12 protein-coding genes and 1 tRNA gene are annotated in these 20,011 nt (G+C 38.1%); all 13 read right to left on the bottom strand.

Annotated features, from left to right (window positions below):
- Positions 1–6: 6 nt before the first annotated feature.
- The 13 genes from B8977_RS10305 to rplU all read right to left on the bottom strand — a co-directional run bounded on the left by B8977_RS10305 (position 7) and on the right by rplU (position 19,738).
- Positions 7–2,169, bottom strand: a complete 2,163-nt coding sequence (locus B8977_RS10305; RefSeq protein WP_084017629.1) for a S9 family peptidase — start codon at positions 2,167–2,169, stop codon at positions 7–9.
- Positions 2,170–2,315: 146 nt separating this feature from the next.
- On the bottom strand, positions 2,316–4,322 hold the full coding sequence (locus tag B8977_RS10300) for a M4 family metallopeptidase (RefSeq protein ID WP_084017628.1): 2,007 nt from the start codon (positions 4,320–4,322) through the stop codon (positions 2,316–2,318).
- A 46-nt stretch (positions 4,323–4,368) separates the two neighbouring features.
- A complete protein-coding gene (gene hisS, locus B8977_RS10295; protein WP_084017627.1) occupies positions 4,369–5,739 on the bottom strand; it encodes a histidine--tRNA ligase in 1,371 nt (456 codons plus the stop codon).
- Positions 5,740–5,885: 146 nt separating this feature from the next.
- Positions 5,886–6,926, bottom strand: a complete 1,041-nt coding sequence (locus tag B8977_RS10290; protein WP_084017626.1) for an endonuclease — start codon at positions 6,924–6,926, stop codon at positions 5,886–5,888.
- A 304-nt stretch (positions 6,927–7,230) separates the two neighbouring features.
- Entirely contained in the window at positions 7,231–7,617 is a 387-nt protein-coding gene (locus tag B8977_RS10285) for a VanZ family protein (protein WP_084017625.1), read from the bottom strand.
- On the bottom strand, positions 7,583–7,963 hold the full coding sequence (gene gcvH / locus B8977_RS10280) for a glycine cleavage system protein GcvH (RefSeq protein ID WP_084017624.1): 381 nt from the start codon (positions 7,961–7,963) through the stop codon (positions 7,583–7,585). The genes B8977_RS10285 and gcvH overlap by 35 nt, the downstream gene beginning before the upstream one ends.
- 24 nt (positions 7,964–7,987) lie before the next feature.
- Entirely contained in the window at positions 7,988–15,061 is a 7,074-nt protein-coding gene (sov, locus tag B8977_RS10275) for a T9SS outer membrane translocon Sov/SprA (RefSeq protein WP_245828528.1), read from the bottom strand.
- Between the two features lie 35 nt (positions 15,062–15,096).
- Positions 15,097–15,681 (bottom strand): Holliday junction branch migration protein RuvA, encoded by a 585-nt coding sequence (gene ruvA / locus B8977_RS10270; protein ID WP_084017622.1) that lies wholly within the window; start codon positions 15,679–15,681, stop codon positions 15,097–15,099.
- Positions 15,678–17,954: an NADP-dependent malic enzyme gene (locus B8977_RS10265; RefSeq protein WP_084017621.1), complete on the bottom strand. Its 2,277-nt coding sequence runs from the start codon at positions 17,952–17,954 to the stop codon at positions 15,678–15,680. Before B8977_RS10265 ends, ruvA begins: the two co-directional genes overlap by 4 nt.
- Positions 17,955–18,205: 251 nt before the next feature.
- On the bottom strand, positions 18,206–18,700 hold the full coding sequence (locus tag B8977_RS10260) for a hypothetical protein (RefSeq protein WP_084017620.1): 495 nt from the start codon (positions 18,698–18,700) through the stop codon (positions 18,206–18,208).
- Positions 18,701–18,887: 187 nt separating this feature from the next.
- Positions 18,888–18,961, bottom strand: a tRNA-Arg gene (locus B8977_RS10255).
- Between the two features lie 56 nt (positions 18,962–19,017).
- Positions 19,018–19,278 (bottom strand): 50S ribosomal protein L27, encoded by a 261-nt coding sequence (gene rpmA / locus B8977_RS10250; protein ID WP_084017619.1) that lies wholly within the window; start codon positions 19,276–19,278, stop codon positions 19,018–19,020.
- A 22-nt stretch (positions 19,279–19,300) separates the two neighbouring features.
- Positions 19,301–19,738 (bottom strand): 50S ribosomal protein L21, encoded by a 438-nt coding sequence (gene rplU / locus B8977_RS10245; protein WP_084017618.1) that lies wholly within the window; start codon positions 19,736–19,738, stop codon positions 19,301–19,303.
- Between the last annotated feature and the right edge of the window lie 273 nt (positions 19,739–20,011).

Here is a 20,011-nt window from a genome sequence, read left to right as displayed (position 1 = left end):
TGGCTTCTAAAGATTTTCTAAAATGAAATTCGTCATTTTTCTATAAAGTTGAATGCGCGTTTTTCCGCCGTAAATCCCGTGATTTTTGTCGGGATAAATCATCATTTCAAATTGCTTGTCAGCTTGAATCAATGACTCCGACAATTCCATCGCATTTTGCAAATGAACATTGTCATCAGCCGTTCCATGCACCAAAAGGAATTTATCTTCTTTGTCATTGAATTGCGTCGCATATGTCATCGGCGAGTTTTCATCGTATCCTTTCGGATTTTCCTGTGGCGTACGCAAAAATCTTTCGGTATAAACCGAATCATAATACCTCCAATTCGTAACCGGCGCAACAGCTATCGCCATTTTGAAAACATCTCCTGCTCTCAGAATTGCATTGCTCGACATAAATCCACCATAGCTCCAGCCCCAAATTCCGATACGCGAAGCGTCCACATACTCATATTTCGCCAAAACTTTTGCTGTATCGATTTGGTCTTCGACTTCCATTTTACCTAAATTCAGGTAAGTCTGTTTTTTGAATTCCGTTCCTTTCCCCCCCGTTCCGCGTCCGTCCACACAAACCACCAAATATCCTTTTTGGGCAAGCATAAAATGCCATTGGTCATTCATATCAATCCAAGAATTGGCAACTTCCTGCGAACCGGGACCGCTGTATTGGTACAACAAAACCGGATATTTCTTTTTTGAATCAAAATCTTTTGGTTTGATGATCCACGCATTTAATTCGTGTCCTTTTTCTGTTTTCAATGTGAACAATTCTTTTGTTCCCATGTTGTCTGCCGACAAACGCGTTTTAATATCCGAATTGTTCAAAATTACGCCATATTCATGTGGTTTTTTACCATCATTTAAATTGTAAACTGAAGGCTCCGATATGGAAGAATAATTGTGAATGAAATATTTAAAATTCTTGCTGAAATCTGCGGAATTTGTTCCATTTTTTAGGGAAAGCATTTCCATTTTGGACCCGTCTAAATTTATTTTGTAAATGTGTTTTTCGGTTGAAATTCTCTTTCCATTGAATGAATTTGACTGAAAATAAACTGTTTTATCATTTGAATCAAATCCATAATATTCAGTCACTTCCCAATCACCTTTTGTGATTTGTTTCACTAATTTCCCTGATTTATCATATTGGTAAATGTGGCGGTTTCCATCGCGTTCAGAAGCCCAAAGGAAATTATTATTATCCAAAAATTCAAATGTGAATTTATCGGTTTCGATCCATGCTTTGTCAGTTTCAGTAAATAGTTTCGACACTTTTTTCGATGAAATATCTACAAAATTTACATCAACTTTATTTTGATGACGATTGCAAGTCAAAACCGCCAATGTGTTTTTGTCTTTTGTAAATTTAATTTGTGGAATGTAATAATTTTCAACCGATGAAAGTGATATATTTTCTATTTTATTTGACTCTAAGCCAAACAAATGCAAGCTCACTTTTGAATTATCTTCGCCCGCTTTCGGATATTTGAAACGCATTTCTTCCGGATATAGATTTTGTCCGTAAATCGGAATGTGAAATTCTTTCACGGCACTTTCATCAAATCGCACAAATGCTATAGCCGAACCGTCTGCATTCCAATCAAAATGACGTACAAAAGCAAATTCTTCCTCATAAACCCAATCGGTGATACCGTTGATGATTTCGTTTTTTTTACCGTCTTTGGTGATTTGCGTGACTTTATTGGAAGTTAAATCCTGATAGTATAAATTATTCTCAAATGCAAATGCTACTTTTTTAGCGTCGGGCGAGAAAGTCGGTTCCTGAATTGGTTTCCCATCAAAAATGGTTTGGAAAGATTTCTTTTCACGGTCATAAATCTGCCATTTTCCTTTTACTGAATGACGGTAAATCGGGATCGACTCTGTCAAAACCAAAATATATTTTTCGTCTGAGCTAAATTTATATTCGTCAAAACTTCCGGAAACTATTAGTTCTTTCGAATCTTGTTTGTTGATAAACGACTGATAAGCATATTTATAAATGCCATTCTGTTCCTGAATTGAATAGTGTTCGCCGTCATTCATGGAATTGATTCCATATAAAGATTGCGGATAATATTTTCCACCCCAAATATTTTCCAGGGTAATGTTTTGTGCACTGATTGTAAGCGCATTGAATGCGCAAATCAGCAATATTAGTTTTTTCATCCTCTGTGTTTTGCTTTTTGAGCAGAATCAAAGATAAAAAAAATAGTGAAACTTTAATTTTTATTTAACGTTTAGGGAGATGAGATCTATTTTATCAAACAAAAAAGGCAGCCTAAGCTACCTTTCATTTCATATAATTTAAAATTTTATTTCTTGATAAATTTCTGTGTATGATTTAGGTTTTTACCATTAATCATTAAAACATAATTTCCCGGAACTAGATAAGCTGTATTTATTTTACCATTTACAACTTTTCCCTCAGCAAGTTTCTGACCATTTAAATTTAATATTTTGAAAGTCAGCTCTCCTATGTTTTCTTTTGTTTGAATGTTGATGAAATCTTTTACAGGATTAGGATAAACCAAAATATTCTTAGATTTAACTTCATTTACAGCCATGATTCCATCCCCCAAACCTACTGCGTACCATGCGTCTTTTACTGTTTGAAATTCTTGAGAATTGTCTCCAAATATGTTCGCTGCACACTCTGTCATGAATTCTTTTGCGTCTTCGTACCATGAATCATATTCCAGGTAATTTGTTTCAGCACAGTAAACAATTGCAGCTGCTTTTTCGATTCCAATTCCTTCGACATCATAAGCATCGCTGTTATCATTTACACCATTTCCACCTTCTGAAACCAAATAAAACCAATAGTTCAAAACACCTGAATTATAATGAACTCCACAGTAATCATTTTCATAATAATCAGGAATCGGACATTCTTCATAAGATGCTGGTCTCCAATATTGCCCTTTATAAGTATTTGGACTGCCTTTATCTTTAGGATTTTTCATAGACCTGAGACCAATTGAATTTTCTCTACGGTCGATTTCTTCTCCGATCAACCAATGATCTTTGTTGGGATCGTTTGGCGCGGCGTAATACTCAACGGCTGCACCCCAAATGTCAGAGAGAGATTCGTTTAATGCTCCCGGCTCCCGCTCGTAAATTAAATTTGCTGTTTCCTGACATACTCCGTGTCCGATTTCATGCGCAGTTACATCAACAGAAACCAAAGCATCAAATCTTCCGTTTCCTTCCTCTCCATTTGACGTTCCATCACCATATCCCATAAAATCACCTGACCAGAATGCGTTGTCATATTCAAAATCTAGGTGTACATATCCCATAAGTGGAGAGCCATTGTCATCATAGCTATCTCTGTCAAAAACATCCATGAAATAATCATAGGTTTTACCCATGCCCCATAATACATCCAATGCTGCATTGTCTTTGAATTCATTGTTGAATTCTGCATCGCTCCATACATTGTCATCATCTGTAAACTCTGTAACATCCCAAAGAAATGTTTGGTTTGAGTTTAAAACATGAATGTTTCTTGTATCATCTTTTAGAAAATAACGGTCATCATTACCTAAAGATGTTTCCAAAGGCTGGTTTCCACTATAACGTGTATCTCCATTACCCTCAACTAAAAGAAAATTATTTTTTTTAAGAGAAATAAATGCACCTTCTTTCGCTGTATGCTTATCAAAATGACCTTCGGCATGTTTTATAATCGGGTCTTTGAACAGAATCTGTCCGGTTTGTGCATCGATGTAAATCCAGTTTCTACTCAAAGGTTTCACGGCAAATATGTTTATTTTATAAGCATATTTCACTTTCTTTTCCTTTGCTAAACCTGCCGGCAAAATCACAAGTTCAGGTTGTGGTTTTGGGTTTAATGTTTCATTGGTTTCCCAGGCATAAGTTTCAGCATTGGTAGAATTTACTGCTTTTTGGAAAGCTTCTTCTGCCGAAATGAAATTTGGATTTGAATCCAGATCCAATAGAGAAAAACTTCCGTTAGCTGACATGATGTATCCGTTTTTTGAATGGACTTTATACGTTTCCAAATCTATCGGAATCCCATTGTAGGTACGGGTAAATTCTTCGTGAGTTATATTGTATTTATCTGTATTTGAAGATTTCAAAACAAATTCAGAATTTGGTACTTCACCCGTAATTTCTTTGAGTAAATCTAAAGAAGAATTTTGTGCCACCGCTCCTTTTTTAAAGGTCACTTTGTTTACAACGCCAAATTCATTGTAGCTGATTTTCTTTGTTGCTCTTTCGGTAAGTAGATTTTGGGAGAATGCCAATGAAATACTTCCTGCAAACAACAGTAGCGATAATAAATGTTTTTTCATGTGCTTTTTGTTAATGCGTAAATGTAATTAATTTTCACACACGATTTTAAAAGCTTAAATTTTGAATTAATTCTTCGTCTGAGATTGAATTCTGGTCACCGGAAGTCATGTTTTTGACAGATACTTTTTGGGAGTTTAATTCTTCTTCGCCAATAATGATGACGTATTTTACCGCTTTTTTGTCGGCGTACTGCATCTGTTTTTTCATTTTGGCATTGTCGGGATAAACTTCGCAGCGAAAACCATTTGCTCTAAGTTGTTTTGCCAGCTTCATGGCTTTTACGGATTCATTTTCGCCGAAATTGATGAATAAGACATCGAGTGTATTTTCGATTGATTCCGGAAATAAATTTAATTCTTCCAAAACCAAATAAATTCTATCCAGACCAAATGAAATCCCAACCCCTGAAATGCCTTTCAAACCAAAAATTCCTGTCAAATCATCGTAGCGTCCGCCGCCGCCAATGGAACCTAACTGCACGTTTTTGGCTTTAACCTCTAAAATGGCACCGGTGTAATAATCGAGTCCGCGGGCAAGCGTTAAATTCAAAACTAAATCGGAAGAATTTAAACCTAAATTTTTTATTTTTTCGAATACGAAACGAACCTCTTCGACACCTTTCATTCCGGTTTCGGAAGATTTAAGAATTTCTTCCAATGAATTTAATTGTGAATTGAAATCGCCTGACATCGCGAACAAAGGAGAAAGTTTTTTAATGGCTGTTTCGGAAATTCCTTTCTGCGACATTTCTTCTTTTACTTTTTCTTCGCCTATTTTGTCCAATTTATCCAAAGCAACAGTGAAGTCAATCAACTGATTGGAGATGTCGGCAACTTCTGCGAGTCCGCTGAGGATTTTTCTATTGTTGAAATGAATTTCTACGGGAATATTTAATTGAGAAAAAACTGCGTCGTAAAGCGAAACGAGTTCTACTTCCTGCAAAAGGGAATCGCTTCCCACAACATCAGCATCGCATTGGTAAAATTCACGGAAACGTCCTTTCTGCGGGCGGTCTGCACGCCAAACGGGCTGCATCTGGTAACGTTTGAAAGGAAATGTGATTTCATTTTGATGCTGAACGACGTAACGCGCGAATGGCACAGTGAGGTCATATCGCAATGCTTTCTCGGATATCGTTGAGATTAGTTTTTGGCTGTTTTTATCTGCCAATAATTGTGGGTCTGCTTTTTCTAAATAATCTCCTGAATTGAGGATTTTGAAGATGAGGCGATCTCCTTCTTCACCATATTTTCCGGTAAGAGTAGAAAGGTTTTCGAAAGAAGGTGTTTCGATGGGAGAATACCCATATAACTGAAACTGATGGCGGATTATATCAAATATATACTGTCTTTTGCTTACTTCTTCGGGAGAAAAATCTCTGGTTCCTTTTGGGATTGATGGTTTCTGGACTGCCATAATATTAATTTGTGGTACAAAGATGGGAAAAAAGTTGGAAAGTGGCTGATGGTTAATGGTTGTTAGTTATTGGTAAATTATGAAAGGAAAAATCCGGGCATTTAACAAATCGCTAAACGTCCGGATTTATGTTTGAAAAAGAAAAATTAATGTTTGAAGATGACCTTACGTGTCTCTTTGGTGTTGTCTGTATAAACAATCAGCAAGATGTAAGCGCCGCTTTCGTATTGATTAAGCTGCAATTGTGTTTCTGTTTTATAGACTTCCTTATTATAAATCCTGTTTCCAATAGTTGTAAAAAGAGAAACGGAACGAATGGTCTTGTTTGAATTTATATTTAATATATCTGATGCAGGATTTGGATAAATCTGCGTCTTAGCAAAAATTTCTTCTTGTACGGAGAGTTCAAACCATGTATTTTCTGCTGCATCTCCACCCCAGATGAGTGTTGCGAGATATGGATTGTCGATGAATGGATTTCGATTGCCCTGCATGTCTTGTAAAACTTCGTTTCTCACGAGTTCGTGTTCACTCACGGGGTCTTCGGCATTCCATTGAAGGAAAATATCGGGCATTTCGTGGTGGTAAGTGTAAGAGCTTGTTCCTACATAACCGGCTTTGCAGCGTTCTGCATATCGAATGTGCATGTACATCATCATACGGGCAACATCTCCTTTCCACTCATCACCAGGGTAGAAAAGTCCATTGTCTGTAATGTGTGAATTTCCTTGTCCATAAGTAAATTTACGGTTGGAGCGAGAGTTGTTCCAGGTATAATCTACAGAACGGATGGAATGTGCATCGGAGCCTGGACCAGTGTTCTGGAATGACGGATTGCCAAGGGATTTGGGGAAGACGTGCTCACGTACCCATTTGCCATCGCAATCGGTATTGTGGCAGCTCAGTGTTTTGTCACGTGTGCGGTCATTTACGAAATCATCATCGGTATCATCGTAACCATAAACTAGAAATACATTTAGTGGGTTTTCCGGGTCTAGGTCAGTGAGCCTGAGTGCATTCCAAACTTGCGGTGTATACACCAGTTCGTGCGTATGTGTGGCTGTCACCAATGCGGCAAGGTCTGACTGTAGTTCTGAACTTGTCTGGCTGAAATCAATTCCTTGGTAATAATTAGGTATTTGTGCAAATAGGGTTAGAGGGAGAAAAATCAGTAAGAGTTTCCTCATTGTACAAATAATTAGAACACAAAATTAGAGAATCTAAAATGGGTGGATTTTAACTAAGGGTTAAATGTAGGTTTCGGTATTGAGAAGAATTTAAGCAATGTACAGGTATTGAATGCGCCCGGGATATGAAGGGCGGCGACGAAGGAGCCGGTCTGAAGTGGAGCGGAAGACGGAAGCGAAGCGTACCCCGGAGCAGCCCGATAAGGCGCCCTATATTATTATAAATTTCGAATGATGAAATGGAAGATTGGACGAAGTCAATTTTAAATGTTGGGTTTGACAACGAAAGGGATGAAATACGATATTATCGTTTTCTGATGAATAAAAATGCAATGAATGCGCCGGCAGTATTTGCGGCAATGTCAAAGATATCAAATGTACGACCGGTGTTGGTGGTATGTTGTAATACTTCGATAAGGATTCCGGTTGCGGTGGGAATGGTGAAATAGAGAATTTTGTTGAGATTGAATGAGCAATAAAGCAGTATTGCCATAAAGAAGAACATAAAGAAATGTACTACTTTGTCAATGTGTGGAAATACTATTTGGCTAAGTAAGCTGGAATCACCTCCCTGAAAATAGCCGAGGGGGGTAAGCGTGGCAATGAAGAGTAAAACCGTGTAAGCATATAGGCTTACACGGAAATACTGTGAGTTTTTATGCTCCAACAAGCTCTTTATACGCTGCTGCATCTAATAAGTTATCTAGTTCTGAAGCGTCAGAAATTTTTACTTTGATTACCCATCCGTCTCCGTAAGGATCTGAGTTTATTTTTTCAGGTTCTGATTCCAGAATTGGATTTAATTCAAGTACTTCTCCGCTTAGTGGCATGAATAAATCAGAAACGGTTTTCACTGCTTCTACAGTTCCGAAAACTTCTTCCGCGCCCAATGTTTCACCTTCTGAATCTACATCTACATAAACGATGTCGCCTAGTTCTCCTTGTGCGAAGTCTGTGATCCCAATGGTTACGGTATCACCTTCTACTCTTACCCATTCGTGGTCTTTGCTGTACTTTAAATCTTGTGGGATATTCATTTTAAAATATTTTTTGATTGTTTTTTAATTTCCAAATGTAAGGGTTGCGCTTAAACCTGCGCGTATGGTTGAAATTGGATAAGCGGTTGAAATTTTATATTCGGTCATCATTTGATCCCAGAAGAATTTCAGGTTGAAACTTTTGCTGAAATCATAGTCTGCCGAGAACATAATCGATACCAATTTTTGACCTCCCGTAACCTGCGAATCATTTTCCAGAATTCTGCGGATTCGCGTTTCGCTGTCTCTCATTCTCACATCTGCACGGAAGTTCATATCGCCTGTATAGGTTTTGTTTTTCCCTTGGTAACGCATTTTCAATTTTACATCTTTCATCACATAGCCCATACCGATTACATATTCTGTTCCGTAATCTTCTGTCAGTGTATAATTACTCAAGCTCATGGTCAACATACGGTCTTTGATGTACTGTGCTCTCAACTGGAAGCTGTTTCTGAAAGTCATATCAACCCCAATCAAAGGAGAGAATGATTCAATCATATTGATGCTTCCATAGATATTTTTAGAGTAAAAATTGTTATCATAATCACGTCCCATCGGATCCATAAAATAGTTTGGATTGGACTGAATACCGTTTGCTGTGTATGATGACAAATAAGAATGCGATACTTCAAATACCTGGAACAATTTATTGATCATCGGGATATTTGTCAAACCTGAGTAAGTAATATTCCAGTTTGGCAATGGAATTTTACGATTGTGACCCAATGATGAGCTGGATGCATCTTTTCCTTCTACAGCGGCGATGAATGCAGGCACCAATACATCATAGTTGGCTCGACCGTAGCCAGTATAGTAACCATCTCCCGATGGAGCCATACCGTTTGCCATGCCTAATCTTTGTGATATAATCTGCGTATTATCGATGAATGATTGATACATCTGATCAGGATCCATAAAAGCAGTTGCAATCGCAACGTTGCTGCTGTTCAATGTTTCAAAACTATCGACGTAAGTATATACCAAAGGATTCTGTGCCGATCTCAAATTGAATCCTGTTTCCACACTTCTGAAGCTTGAGGAACGCTTGGCATTCAAATCAATTCTCAGTTTAGGGAAAGGTTCTATGAGCGATTGTGCTGTAAAATTGGTTCCTCTTGTAATTTGATAAGGTTCGAGCAATTGTTCGCTTCTTGTTACCCAATCATTTCCTGATTCTATAAGGGTTCGCTTGATGTCAAATTCAGTTCCAAAAATAAACCCTGCGCCCGGTCCTCCGCCATTTTTTCCAAATCCGAAGAAATTAGGATCAGAAAGAATTCCCGGAACGACTGCTCCATTGGTTTGGTTATAATTGAAATTCACTTTTTTCACACTTGACAGAACCATCCATCCATAATCCTGAGCACGATACTTGCTTTTGAACTTGTATGCTTTTCTGTTTTGTCTTCTTTTGGTTTTACTCAAAGCCTGCTCTTCATATGCACGTGTAAGTGAATCGATTTCGCGGTTTCTTCCTCGTTTGATGGAATCTAATTTGGTGTAGCCTCTGAATTCAGTATAGAATTTTGTCAAATCAAAATCACCAATCATATTGATGTTACTAGAATTTTGAGCGATGTTACCTAGATTTACCCTTTGTCCGTTCTCATCCTGTGCATTTCTGAATACTGTAGAACGCGCCTGCCAGTTGTAATTGGAAGTAAATCCTAATTCAAGATTTGCCCAGTTCAAATATGGGAATAAATGAAGTGGCGTTTTCCAGTTCAACTGAATTTGATGGTCATAGTTTACAGGTCTTCCGACTTCAAATAAATTATTCCAAATTAAACCTTTGTCTGCGTATTCAAATCTGGAACCGTCATTTAAAGTTCGGGTTGAAGAAGTATAATCTAATCGTAACGATTTAGTCAAATCAAATCCAACATTGTACTGCCAAGAGAATAAGAAGTTATTACTGAACGCAACGGGGAACAGATATGAGCTTCCTCCGAAATACTGATTCAAATCTCTGTACTGTCTTTCGTTGTATGTTCTGTGAATTTCAGTTCTGAATGAGAATCTCGCCGGTAATGGATTTACATTGAATTCTTTTAAGAATTTTAAATATTTAGAAGATTTCGCTGTATCCTGAACGGCTCTCCAATCTTTCAACGGCTGGTAATACTTCGGTTTGAATGTATAGTTATAATTCAACGATGTTCTTATCTGTTTGCTCAGATTATATGAAGTATAAACATCCCGCATATAGGTGTCCCCATACATGAATGACAATGCAAAGTTGGAAACATCATAAAACCTGGCTGGTGCCGTGCTTGTTTTTACTTTTCTAATGTTGCTGAACGTGAAGGATTTTTGCTGAGCATAAGTCCTTACGATGTCTTTCAATTCTTCTTTATTTGGTGCTTCGTCAAACAAGATATCATTGTCCAGCGGGTTGTATTTCGGGTCTGTAAACTGCTCACTGATGGAGACGTTAAATGGAATTTCCATTCCCCATTTCTGTGGTAAGAATTTATCCAATTTCATCTGTGCGTTTAAAGCATAGTCTCTGTAATCATCTTGGTTACGTTGGCTTGGGCCTTGATCTATGGCTCCAAATCCTGCTGAGTTTATACTCCCTGAAACCTGAACCTGTGCAAAGTCTCCTAATGTAAATCCTAGACTTGCCATGGCTGCATAACCACCTTCATTGTCAATTTCACTCAAGCGAAGTTCATTTACCCAAACCAAAACTTCTTTGTCTTGTGCATTTGTTGAACGTAAACCAATCATCACTGAAGTGACTCCACCCAATGAAGGGCGGCCTTTTACATAGATAATTTTGTTTGGATTATTCTCATCCGGCACATACATAAAACGTTCCAGCGTATTTGTTGTTTGATCCAAGTCTCTCGCCTTTTTTGCATCTGTAAAGAAATCCGTTTGCAGATCAATTAAGTTTTCATCCGGCCATATTCTGCTAGGATTTCGATCTGGAGTTCTGGCTGTATATTTTAAAGGAATTTCATATTCATAATAGTTATCAGAATAATCGCTACCGATACGAAGGAATAATTTTGTGTTCTCATCTATATTCTGATTTGTAGGGTCTTTCAAATCCTGAGCATGTACAAACATTTCCATGCGTTTGTATCTTCTCATATCCAAATTGGTATTTTTGAAAACCGCTTTGGTCGGACTTTTCGCATCTAATTTCGCTTTCAAAACCATCGAAGCTTCGTTTTGGCTTTGATAACCTGTGGTTCCTTGCATTTCCTCACGAACGATTCCCGGAGGCATCACATAAGGAGGTACGTTTGTAGAATTTTGTTCGATGTTGACTTCTCCAATTTCTAAATTTGAAAGGAAAGGATCTGCATTTACACCTTCTGCGGGATCTGTTGACCCTGGTATCGGTGACAATATTTTAGGGTATCTTCTCCAGTTGCTTCGTACCAAGTCCATCGTTGCAAAACGAACTGTTGTTTCTTGGTCAAAACCTCTCATCACAACTCTCATGTAACGTGCAGAAGTAAGTACACTTTGTGCTGCTGCTAAAGACTCTTCTGTAATTAAGTCATCTGCACCATCTCCGTTGATGTCTTTATCATAAGCATCTACAGGAATTCTAAACTGGTACCATTTTACTGTTTCTGTTTGTCCGTTTGGAAGTGTTACCTGTGACTCCTTTGTCGCTACGATAAAGTTGTTTTGGTTGTTCTGAAGCGCTGATGGGCTTAAGTTAACTCGGTATTGGTTGTATAATTCTGTTTGATCTAAATTATAATCCAAATTGATGTCTTCTGCATCAGGCATCATGCTGTAGGCCTGAAGCAAATCATCAGTAGAGTTATTTCCTTGCGAGCCTTGCCAGTATTTATAACGTCCTGTTACTGAGCCTCCATCTGGTGTAGCTGTCCAGCGATCATCTAAATAGAATACGTAATTATCTGCTGCAGGGTCACTTTCTCCTGTAACCGGATTGATTCCCGTTAAACCATTATATTTAATAGTTTCGTCAGCGTCAGTTAAACCATTGTAACCTAAATCTTGTTGTTTTCTTGCGGCTCCTTCTGTATCATAGGCATAAATAATTGGGTAATTTTTCGGTTGATTTCCCCAATTAGATACTTCTGGCTGCTCCGTACTTCCTGAATGTGGCAATCCATTTTCATACAACATTTTGCCATCTTTCAATATATCTTCAGAAACGTTTCCTAAGTGAATTAATAATTCTCCTTCACTTCCTGTTCCGTCTGCATAAGGATCCATCATCCAGAATTCAATGTATTCGACATTGGAATCGATGAAATTTGTAACAGAAATTGGTCGCATTGCTGCACCCCAGCTGTCTGTGTCGGTATTATTTGGATTGACATTGTAAGGACCTCTGAGTGACGGGTAAAAAGTCATATCAAAAGTATTGATATACGCAGCAGTTCCTGCCATCACATCTCTTTGGTCAAAAAGCTCTCTTAATTCTACTCGTCTTACACGGTGCTGAGAAAGTTCGGCATCGGTAATTCCGGCAGGAGCGTTTCCTCCGATACCATAGAAACGAGGATCAATGCTGTACCATGACATCAATTTACGTCCGTTACCATAACTAAGATTATCATTCAATGCTCCATTAGGAAAATAAGGGTGAGCATTTCCATCTAAACCTGCTGGCTTACCCGGTGTACTGGCAAATTTCCATGAAGCAGCATCCATTAAACTAATTCTGGATTGTGCATCTTCAAAGTCATCGATATAAGAATCTCCACCTGCAGCTTTGTTAGTCCCTGGCATTAAATAAGCGCCCTCTGCACTGAAGTTGATTTGAGACTTCTGATCGGTTTTGATACCTGGAATTTTATTGGTAATACGCGTCAGGAAGTCGGATTCTCCTGTATATTCTGTATGCAATCCGAAAATTGTATTGCTTACAGGTTCTGCTCCGAATTGTGCTTTCTGTGTCAATGGTCTTTCCTGATAATTGACAATTGTACCTCCTACCAAGAAGTTTTCAGAGAAACGGTGGTCAACATTCAATCCCATGAAACGTTTTTTCTGCATGTTAAATGAGGATTGATTTTCTAAACTGATGTTGATAGGAACACCCGAGTCTTTCAATTGTTGGTTCAAAATCGTTACCTGACCTAATTGATAATCTACGGTATAGTCAACACCTTCCATCAATTCCTGTCCGTTTGCGGTAACTTTTACTGAACCTTCCGGAACGTTGAAGGCTCCAAGCGGAATTCCTCCGCCTACTTCACCTTTGTAACGACCTGCTATACTATATCGTTGTGCCAATCTTTCCGCATCGAGTGTATTTGGAAGCTGGCGGTAAATTTCATCAAAAACATAGGGTGAATTTGAATCTTGTAAAACCCCTGCTAAATGCCCACCAAAGGGTTCTACAGTTGTAAATATGATGGTTCCCTGTGTTTGGTTTACTGTCACCCCAGGCACAAAGTCAAAAATACCATCTCCAAAAAACCCATTTCCACTTTGCTGAAGGTTTCCATTTTGATTTAATCTATCCATATTCATTACCTGAAGTAATGTCTGGTCTTGAACCGGTGTGTTGGGTAAATAATTAATTACTCCGGAAGAATTTGCACTGTTGTCTTTGAATTCTACATTCATGATGAAATCTTCGGGAGAAATCGACAATGCATTGATGGAATAAATATTTTTCATCATCAAATCCCACATCGGCGAAGCTGTGTTAACCGTGGTATTTGGTTTGATTAATTTTGTGATTAGCAATTCACTTTGCTCGTCGGACATCTCCCCTACTTTGAAGATAGGTCCAGGTTGACTGTTTCTGGTATATTGGAATGAAACTGCTAACATATCTTCCCCGTCAACCATAGGCTGATTTAAGGAAATGTAACCTAAAGATGGGTAAAAGGTATACTCTCCCGGATCCAATTTCCTCATGTTTTCATTGACAAGAAAATGCTCTCCTTCCTGATAAGTTTCTACACCATCATTAAAATTACTCATACTGGAACGGGCAGTACTCGCTTGTCTTGGTGAACCTATAGTATTAGAGACTTCTGTATATAAAGTTCCATTATCAGGATTCCCTGGAGCATCGCCTAAATCTCTTAAAGCCAAAACGCTTCTACGCTGCTCCTGATTGGCGCCACCACGGTCAATTCTCCAGACTTCCATACGTGTGATTACAATATCACTTTGGATTTGTGGATAATTAGACAATGCCTGGTCATATCTGTCTCGGAAAAAATGCCCTACGAAATAATGTCGGTTGTAGTCATAATCTTCGGCAAAGACCTTATATTCAGACAAAACACCTCCACCCTGAACTGTGATATTTTTGGTTTCCGAACGCTGTTCTGAGAAAACCATCGACACATCAGTTCGACCAAATCTCAAATCGGTTCTAACTCCGAAAAGTGATTGTGCGCCGGTAATTAAATTCGTATTTAAAGGCATAGAAATGTTACCCACTTCAATGTTTTGAATGATATCATCTTCCCCACCATCCTTCATGTTTTTCCACTGGAGTTTCATTTCATTTTCGAAACCAAAACCAGCTTGTGTATCGTAGTTTACTTTTAACTGTAAATTTTCTCCGACTTTACCCAAAACACTCATTTGGATACGTTGTCTCAAATCGACCGTAAGCGTATTTCTGTTTTGCGGAAGCAATTGCGGATTGTCAATTTTTTGGATAAATAATCCCAAGTCCAATTGAGCAGTTCCTTGTGGAATCAATTGAATTTCATTTCCACCGAAAATCGTTTCAAATGCACGTGATTTGATTTTGAAGCTAGGGATGATGCTTCCATTTCCATCATCTTTATCTCCAAAAGCATTCGTACGATAAAGTTTATCGTATTCTCTGGATTTGTCTTTGTAATAATTATTGATATCCTGATTTAGAATCAAATCAAGATATTCCTGACTCGAAAGATAAATGGGTTCAGAAACTGTAATCCCACCGATTTTCGGCCAAAGAACATATTGGTTATTTATGGGGTCGTACACGACCTCATAATTTATCTGATTGTCCAAAAATAAACCTCCGGTTTGTGTGTCAAACGGAAATTTTAAAGTGTCAGACTCAACAGGGTCCTGTGCATTTGCCCTTCCGATAATTAATAGTAAAAAAATTACCGGAAACAAGCTTTTCATCATCCTCATGCGTATATAAAGCTGTTTCAATAAAAATATTATAATCTTTTCAACGTTTCTTTCACCAAGACATCGGCTTCTGCGTCAGGATAGTCTTTTGAAACAACTTCCATTACTTTTTCGGCGGTTTTCCTTGGTATTCCGAGAACGTCTAATGCTGATAACGCCTCAAATTTAGATTTATTTTTAGAATTATCGGAATTAATGTTAAAATTAAAAACATCATCTGTTAACTTATCCTTTAAATCAATGATGATTCTCTGTGCTGTCTTGGCTCCGATGCCTTTTACGCTTTGTAATTTTTTAACATCTGCATTTTCAATGGATTCCACAATTTCATCAATTTCCAAAGAAGAAAGCATCATCATCGCGGACGAAGGACCGACTCCATTTACAGAAACCAATTTTTGAAAAACTTCTCTTTCTTTTTTTGAATGAAATCCAAACAAAATATGCGCGTCTTCCCGAACGACAAATTGCGTGAAAATTTTAACGTTTTCCTCTTTTTCTAATTTTGAATAGGAGTTTAAACTAATGTTGACCCAATATCCGATTCCGCCACATTCTACAATCGCATGACTTGGATAAATTTCGATTAATTTTCCGTTTAAGTGTGTTATCATTTTTTTCTTTGTTGGGCATCTAAAACAGCAATCGTTGCGAGATTCACGATTTCTTCAATCGAAGAACGCATCTGTAAAATGTGAACAGGCTTGTTCATTCCCATCAAAATCGGACCAATGATCTGGCTGTTTTCTATTCCGCGTAAAATTTTATAAGATAAATTTCCTGAAGCTAAATTTGGGAAAATGAGCACGTTGGCACGTTTTCCGTTTAATTTAGAAAAAGGAAATGTTTTTTGGATTAAATCTTCATTCAAAGCAAAATCCGGCTGAATTTCTCCATCGACTACCATATCGGGAAAACTTTTGTGCAAAATAGAAACGGCTTCGCTTACTTTTTTAGAAGTTTCGGTACGTGCCGCAAAGTTTTCAAAAGAAAGCATTGCCGTTATCGGTTGGATACCCATTCCTTTTACCACATATTCAGTCATTCTTGCAATTTTCGCCAAATCTTTCGCGGTCGGATTGTCATTGATCGTCGTATCAGCAAAAAACAAAGGACCTTTTTTTGTAAGCATCAACATCAAACCTGCAACTCTTCCTGCATTTGGCGCAGCACCAATTACTTCCAATGCCGGCTTCAAAGAACTTGCATAACTTCTCGTGCTACCCGTCAAAAAGGCATCTGCTTCACCCGCTTCTACCATCATCGAACCAAAATAATCACGATTGGTCAAGAAACGTTTTGCATTGTACAAAGTCATTCCTTTGCGCTGGCGTTTTTTCCAAAGCAATTCGGCTAATCTATTTACGTGCTCTTCTGATTCTGGAGATTTCGGATCGATAATCGGAACATCTAGAATGATGTCAAATTGTTTTTTTATTTCTTCAACTTTGGCTTTGTTTCCAAGCAAAATGGGTTTTGCAATTCCTTCGTCGTTTACGATTTGTGCAGCTTTTAATACATTGTATTCGGCAGCATTACTAAACACAACCGTTTTTGGATCTTGTTTTGCTCTATTTTGAAGTAATCTGATTAATTTCTGGTCGCTGCTCATTCGGTTAAGCAACTCCTCCTCATAAGCCTCCCAATTTGAAATCGGATTTTTGGCAACACCAGATTTTATAGCAGCTTTTGCAACTGCCATCGAAACGCGTGTAATCAAACGGTTGTCAAATGGTTTTGGAATGATGTATTCTTTTCCGAAACTTAAATTTCCGGCGTTGTAAGCCATGTTTACCATTTCAGGAACGGGTTCTTTTGCCAAATTTGCCAAAGCATGAACCGCTGCTAATTTCATTTCTTCATTGATTTTTGTAGACTGAACGTCTAATGCTCCACGGAAAATAAATGGAAAACCAAGTACATTGTTCACCTGATTTGGATAATCGGAACGACCGGTCGCCATGATGACATCTTTTCTGGTTTCAACTGCTTTTTCATAGCTGATTTCAGGAACGGGATTTGCCATGGCAAAAACGATTGGATTTGAATTCATCGAAAGCAACATTTCTTCAGAAACCACATCTGCTTTGGAAAGTCCGATGAAAACGTCGGAATTTTTCATAGCTTCTTCCAAAGTATTCAAATCTGTCTGGCGAACGAATGGTAATTTTTCTTCGTTCAAATCATTTCGACGATGATTGATGACACCTTTGCTGTCACACATCAAAATATTTTCCGGCATCGCACCCAATGCAACGTACAAATGCGTACAAGCAATTGCTGCGGCTCCGGCACCATTTACAACGAATTTTACTTCGTCAATTTTTTTATCTGCCAATTCCAAAGCATTGATCAAAGCGGCGGCTGAAATAATTGCAGTTCCGTGCTGGTCATCGTGCATAACAGGAATGTCCAATTCTTCTTTGAGCCTTCTTTCGATTTCGAATGCTTCGGGCGCTTTTATATCTTCCAGATTAATTCCACCAAAAGTGGGTGAAATTGCTTTTACAGTTTGAATGAATTTTTCAGGGTCTTTTTCATCGATTTCAATGTCGAATACATCGATGTCCGCAAAGATTTTGAATAATAAACCTTTCCCCTCCATCACGGGTTTTGATGCCAAAGGTCCGATGTCGCCCAATCCTAAAACGGCTGTTCCATTGGAAATTACCGCAACCAAATTTCCTTTGGTGGTATAGCGGTAAGCATCATCTGGATTTTGCTCGATTGCCAGACAAGGCTCTGCCACGCCGGGTGAATAAGCCAATGCCAAATCTCTTTGGGTGCTGTGGCTTTTGGTCGGGATCACTTCTATCTTTCCTTTTCTTCCTGATTCGTGGTAATGCAGTGCGTCCTGCTTCAGTTTATCGTCTTTTTCCGTTCTCATTTTTTTCTCTTAAACCAAGGGCAAAGATAAAGGATTTTTGGCAGTGGGCATGAGATTTTGGGAAGAGATGATTTCGCATGAGAAATTAGCCCCGGTTGCAGTGAAAATCCTTTTGTGAGGATGCGTGTTTTTGTACGGTAAAAAAGAGTGGAACGCAGTGGAACTCCTTTTTTACCGCTGACAAAATAAGCGGATGAGCAAAAGATTGGAACGGAAAACGGGATGGGCTCCTGAAAAAGAAGAATGCGATTTTAGTCTTTCTCTTCTATTTTTTGGGGGACGAATGCGCAGGACACTTCAAAAGGAATCAGCTCGTCGGTTTCTTCTGTAAAATCCACGGCTTCGCCTTTCCATCTGACGCACAAAGTTCCGGTTTCGTCTTTGAAAAAGGTCAGTTTGTTGTTGTCTGATTCAAATTTGGATTCGGAAAAATTGAGCGTTGTGTAATAAACATCGACCAATTCGCCATCTTCATCTTCGATTTCGACATAGCTGTTGGGAATTTCGATGGTCTGCCCGTCCAATTCTTCGATGGAAGTAACTGGAAGAGGAAAATCGTCGATGGACATGATGACTTGCGGATATTCATTTTGCAAAGAATCGTCGTCAACATGATCTAAGTCGTCGTTGGAGTGGACTTCAATAAGGAGTTGGTGTTGTTGTCCTGAATATACTACTTTGCAGAAACATTTCTCGATGTAGTAAGTGAACGTTTCCTCCGGGTGGAAGAATTTAATTGTTTTCATTATTAAATTAAAAAATAGTAAAGCGAAGATAATAAGAGTTATGAAATTTTCAAATAATGATTTGAAAATTTTCGTGTAGAATAATTTCTATTTCCAAATATGGGTAACTACCTCGAGCATGTGTCCGAAGAATTCTTTGAGGTCTTGGAAGAATTTTTTCTTATTCATTGATTTAAAATGGAAAAAGTGACTCCGAGAGGATTCGAACCTCCGACCAATAGTTTAGGAAACTACTGCTCTGTCCTGCTGAGCTACGGAGCCAAAAAACAAAAGGCTACCCGTTGGGAAGCCTTTCATTGTTGTATTATATAAACGGGTTATTCTACATTTGGTTGGATAGATACGTAAGATCTATCGTCACGTTTTTTTCTAAACACGACTTTTCCATCTACCAAAGCAAACAAAGTATGGTCTTTACCAATACCTACACCGTCACCTGGATGGTGCTTTGTTCCTCTTTGACGAACGATGATGTTTCCCGCTATAGCATCTTGTCCACCGAAGATTTTAACGCCTAAGCGTTTCGAATGAGATTCACGGCCGTTCTTAGAACTACCAACTCCTTTCTTATGTGCCATTTCAGTTAAATTTTTCTGTTAATTAATCTTCTTTTTTCTTTGCAGCTTTTTTAGGTTCAGCGCTATCGCCTTCTGCCTTTTTCGCTTTTTTCACTTCAGCTTTTGGAGCTTCGTCCTCAACTTTAGCTTCTTTCTTAGCCGCTTTGGCTTTTCCTCCACCGATAGAAATGATTTCTATTTTAGTGAATTGCTGACGGTGACCGTTTTTCTTTTTGTAACCTTTTCTTCTTTTCTTTTTGAAGACGATTACTTTGTCACCTTTTACGTGTTCAACGATTTTTGCTACGACAGAAACTCCGTCTATAACCGGGGCGCCAACTTGTATGGAACCATTGTCAGTAAGCAACACACGGTCGAAAGAAACTTCCGCACCCGCATCACCTTGCAAACGGTTAACATACAATTGCTGGTCTTGCTCAATCTTGTATTGAAGCCCTGCTATTTCTACAATTGCATACATTAGTTATACTTTTTAATTAATTTTTCGGACGGCAAATGTAGAAATTTAAATTGAATTATCCTTATGATATTCAAATAATTTTCAGACACTTAAATTTCTGATTATTAATTTTTCATTAAATCCTCGAAAACGCAAGAATTATTTTAGTTTATTTTAACAATCTTTGAAGATATGTTTGCAAAATTGAATTTTAATTATTTATAATGAGTATAAATTAACTGTTTTGAACCAAAACTGACAAATTCCATTGCGTTCGGCTTTGTGTACAGTTTA

Source organism: Moheibacter sediminis (assembly GCF_900176425.1).
GTDB classification, from domain to species: domain Bacteria; phylum Bacteroidota; class Bacteroidia; order Flavobacteriales; family Weeksellaceae; genus Moheibacter; species Moheibacter sediminis.
The sequence above is the reverse complement of the archived record's forward strand: the minus strand, read 5'-3'. Positions and strand labels throughout refer to the sequence as shown.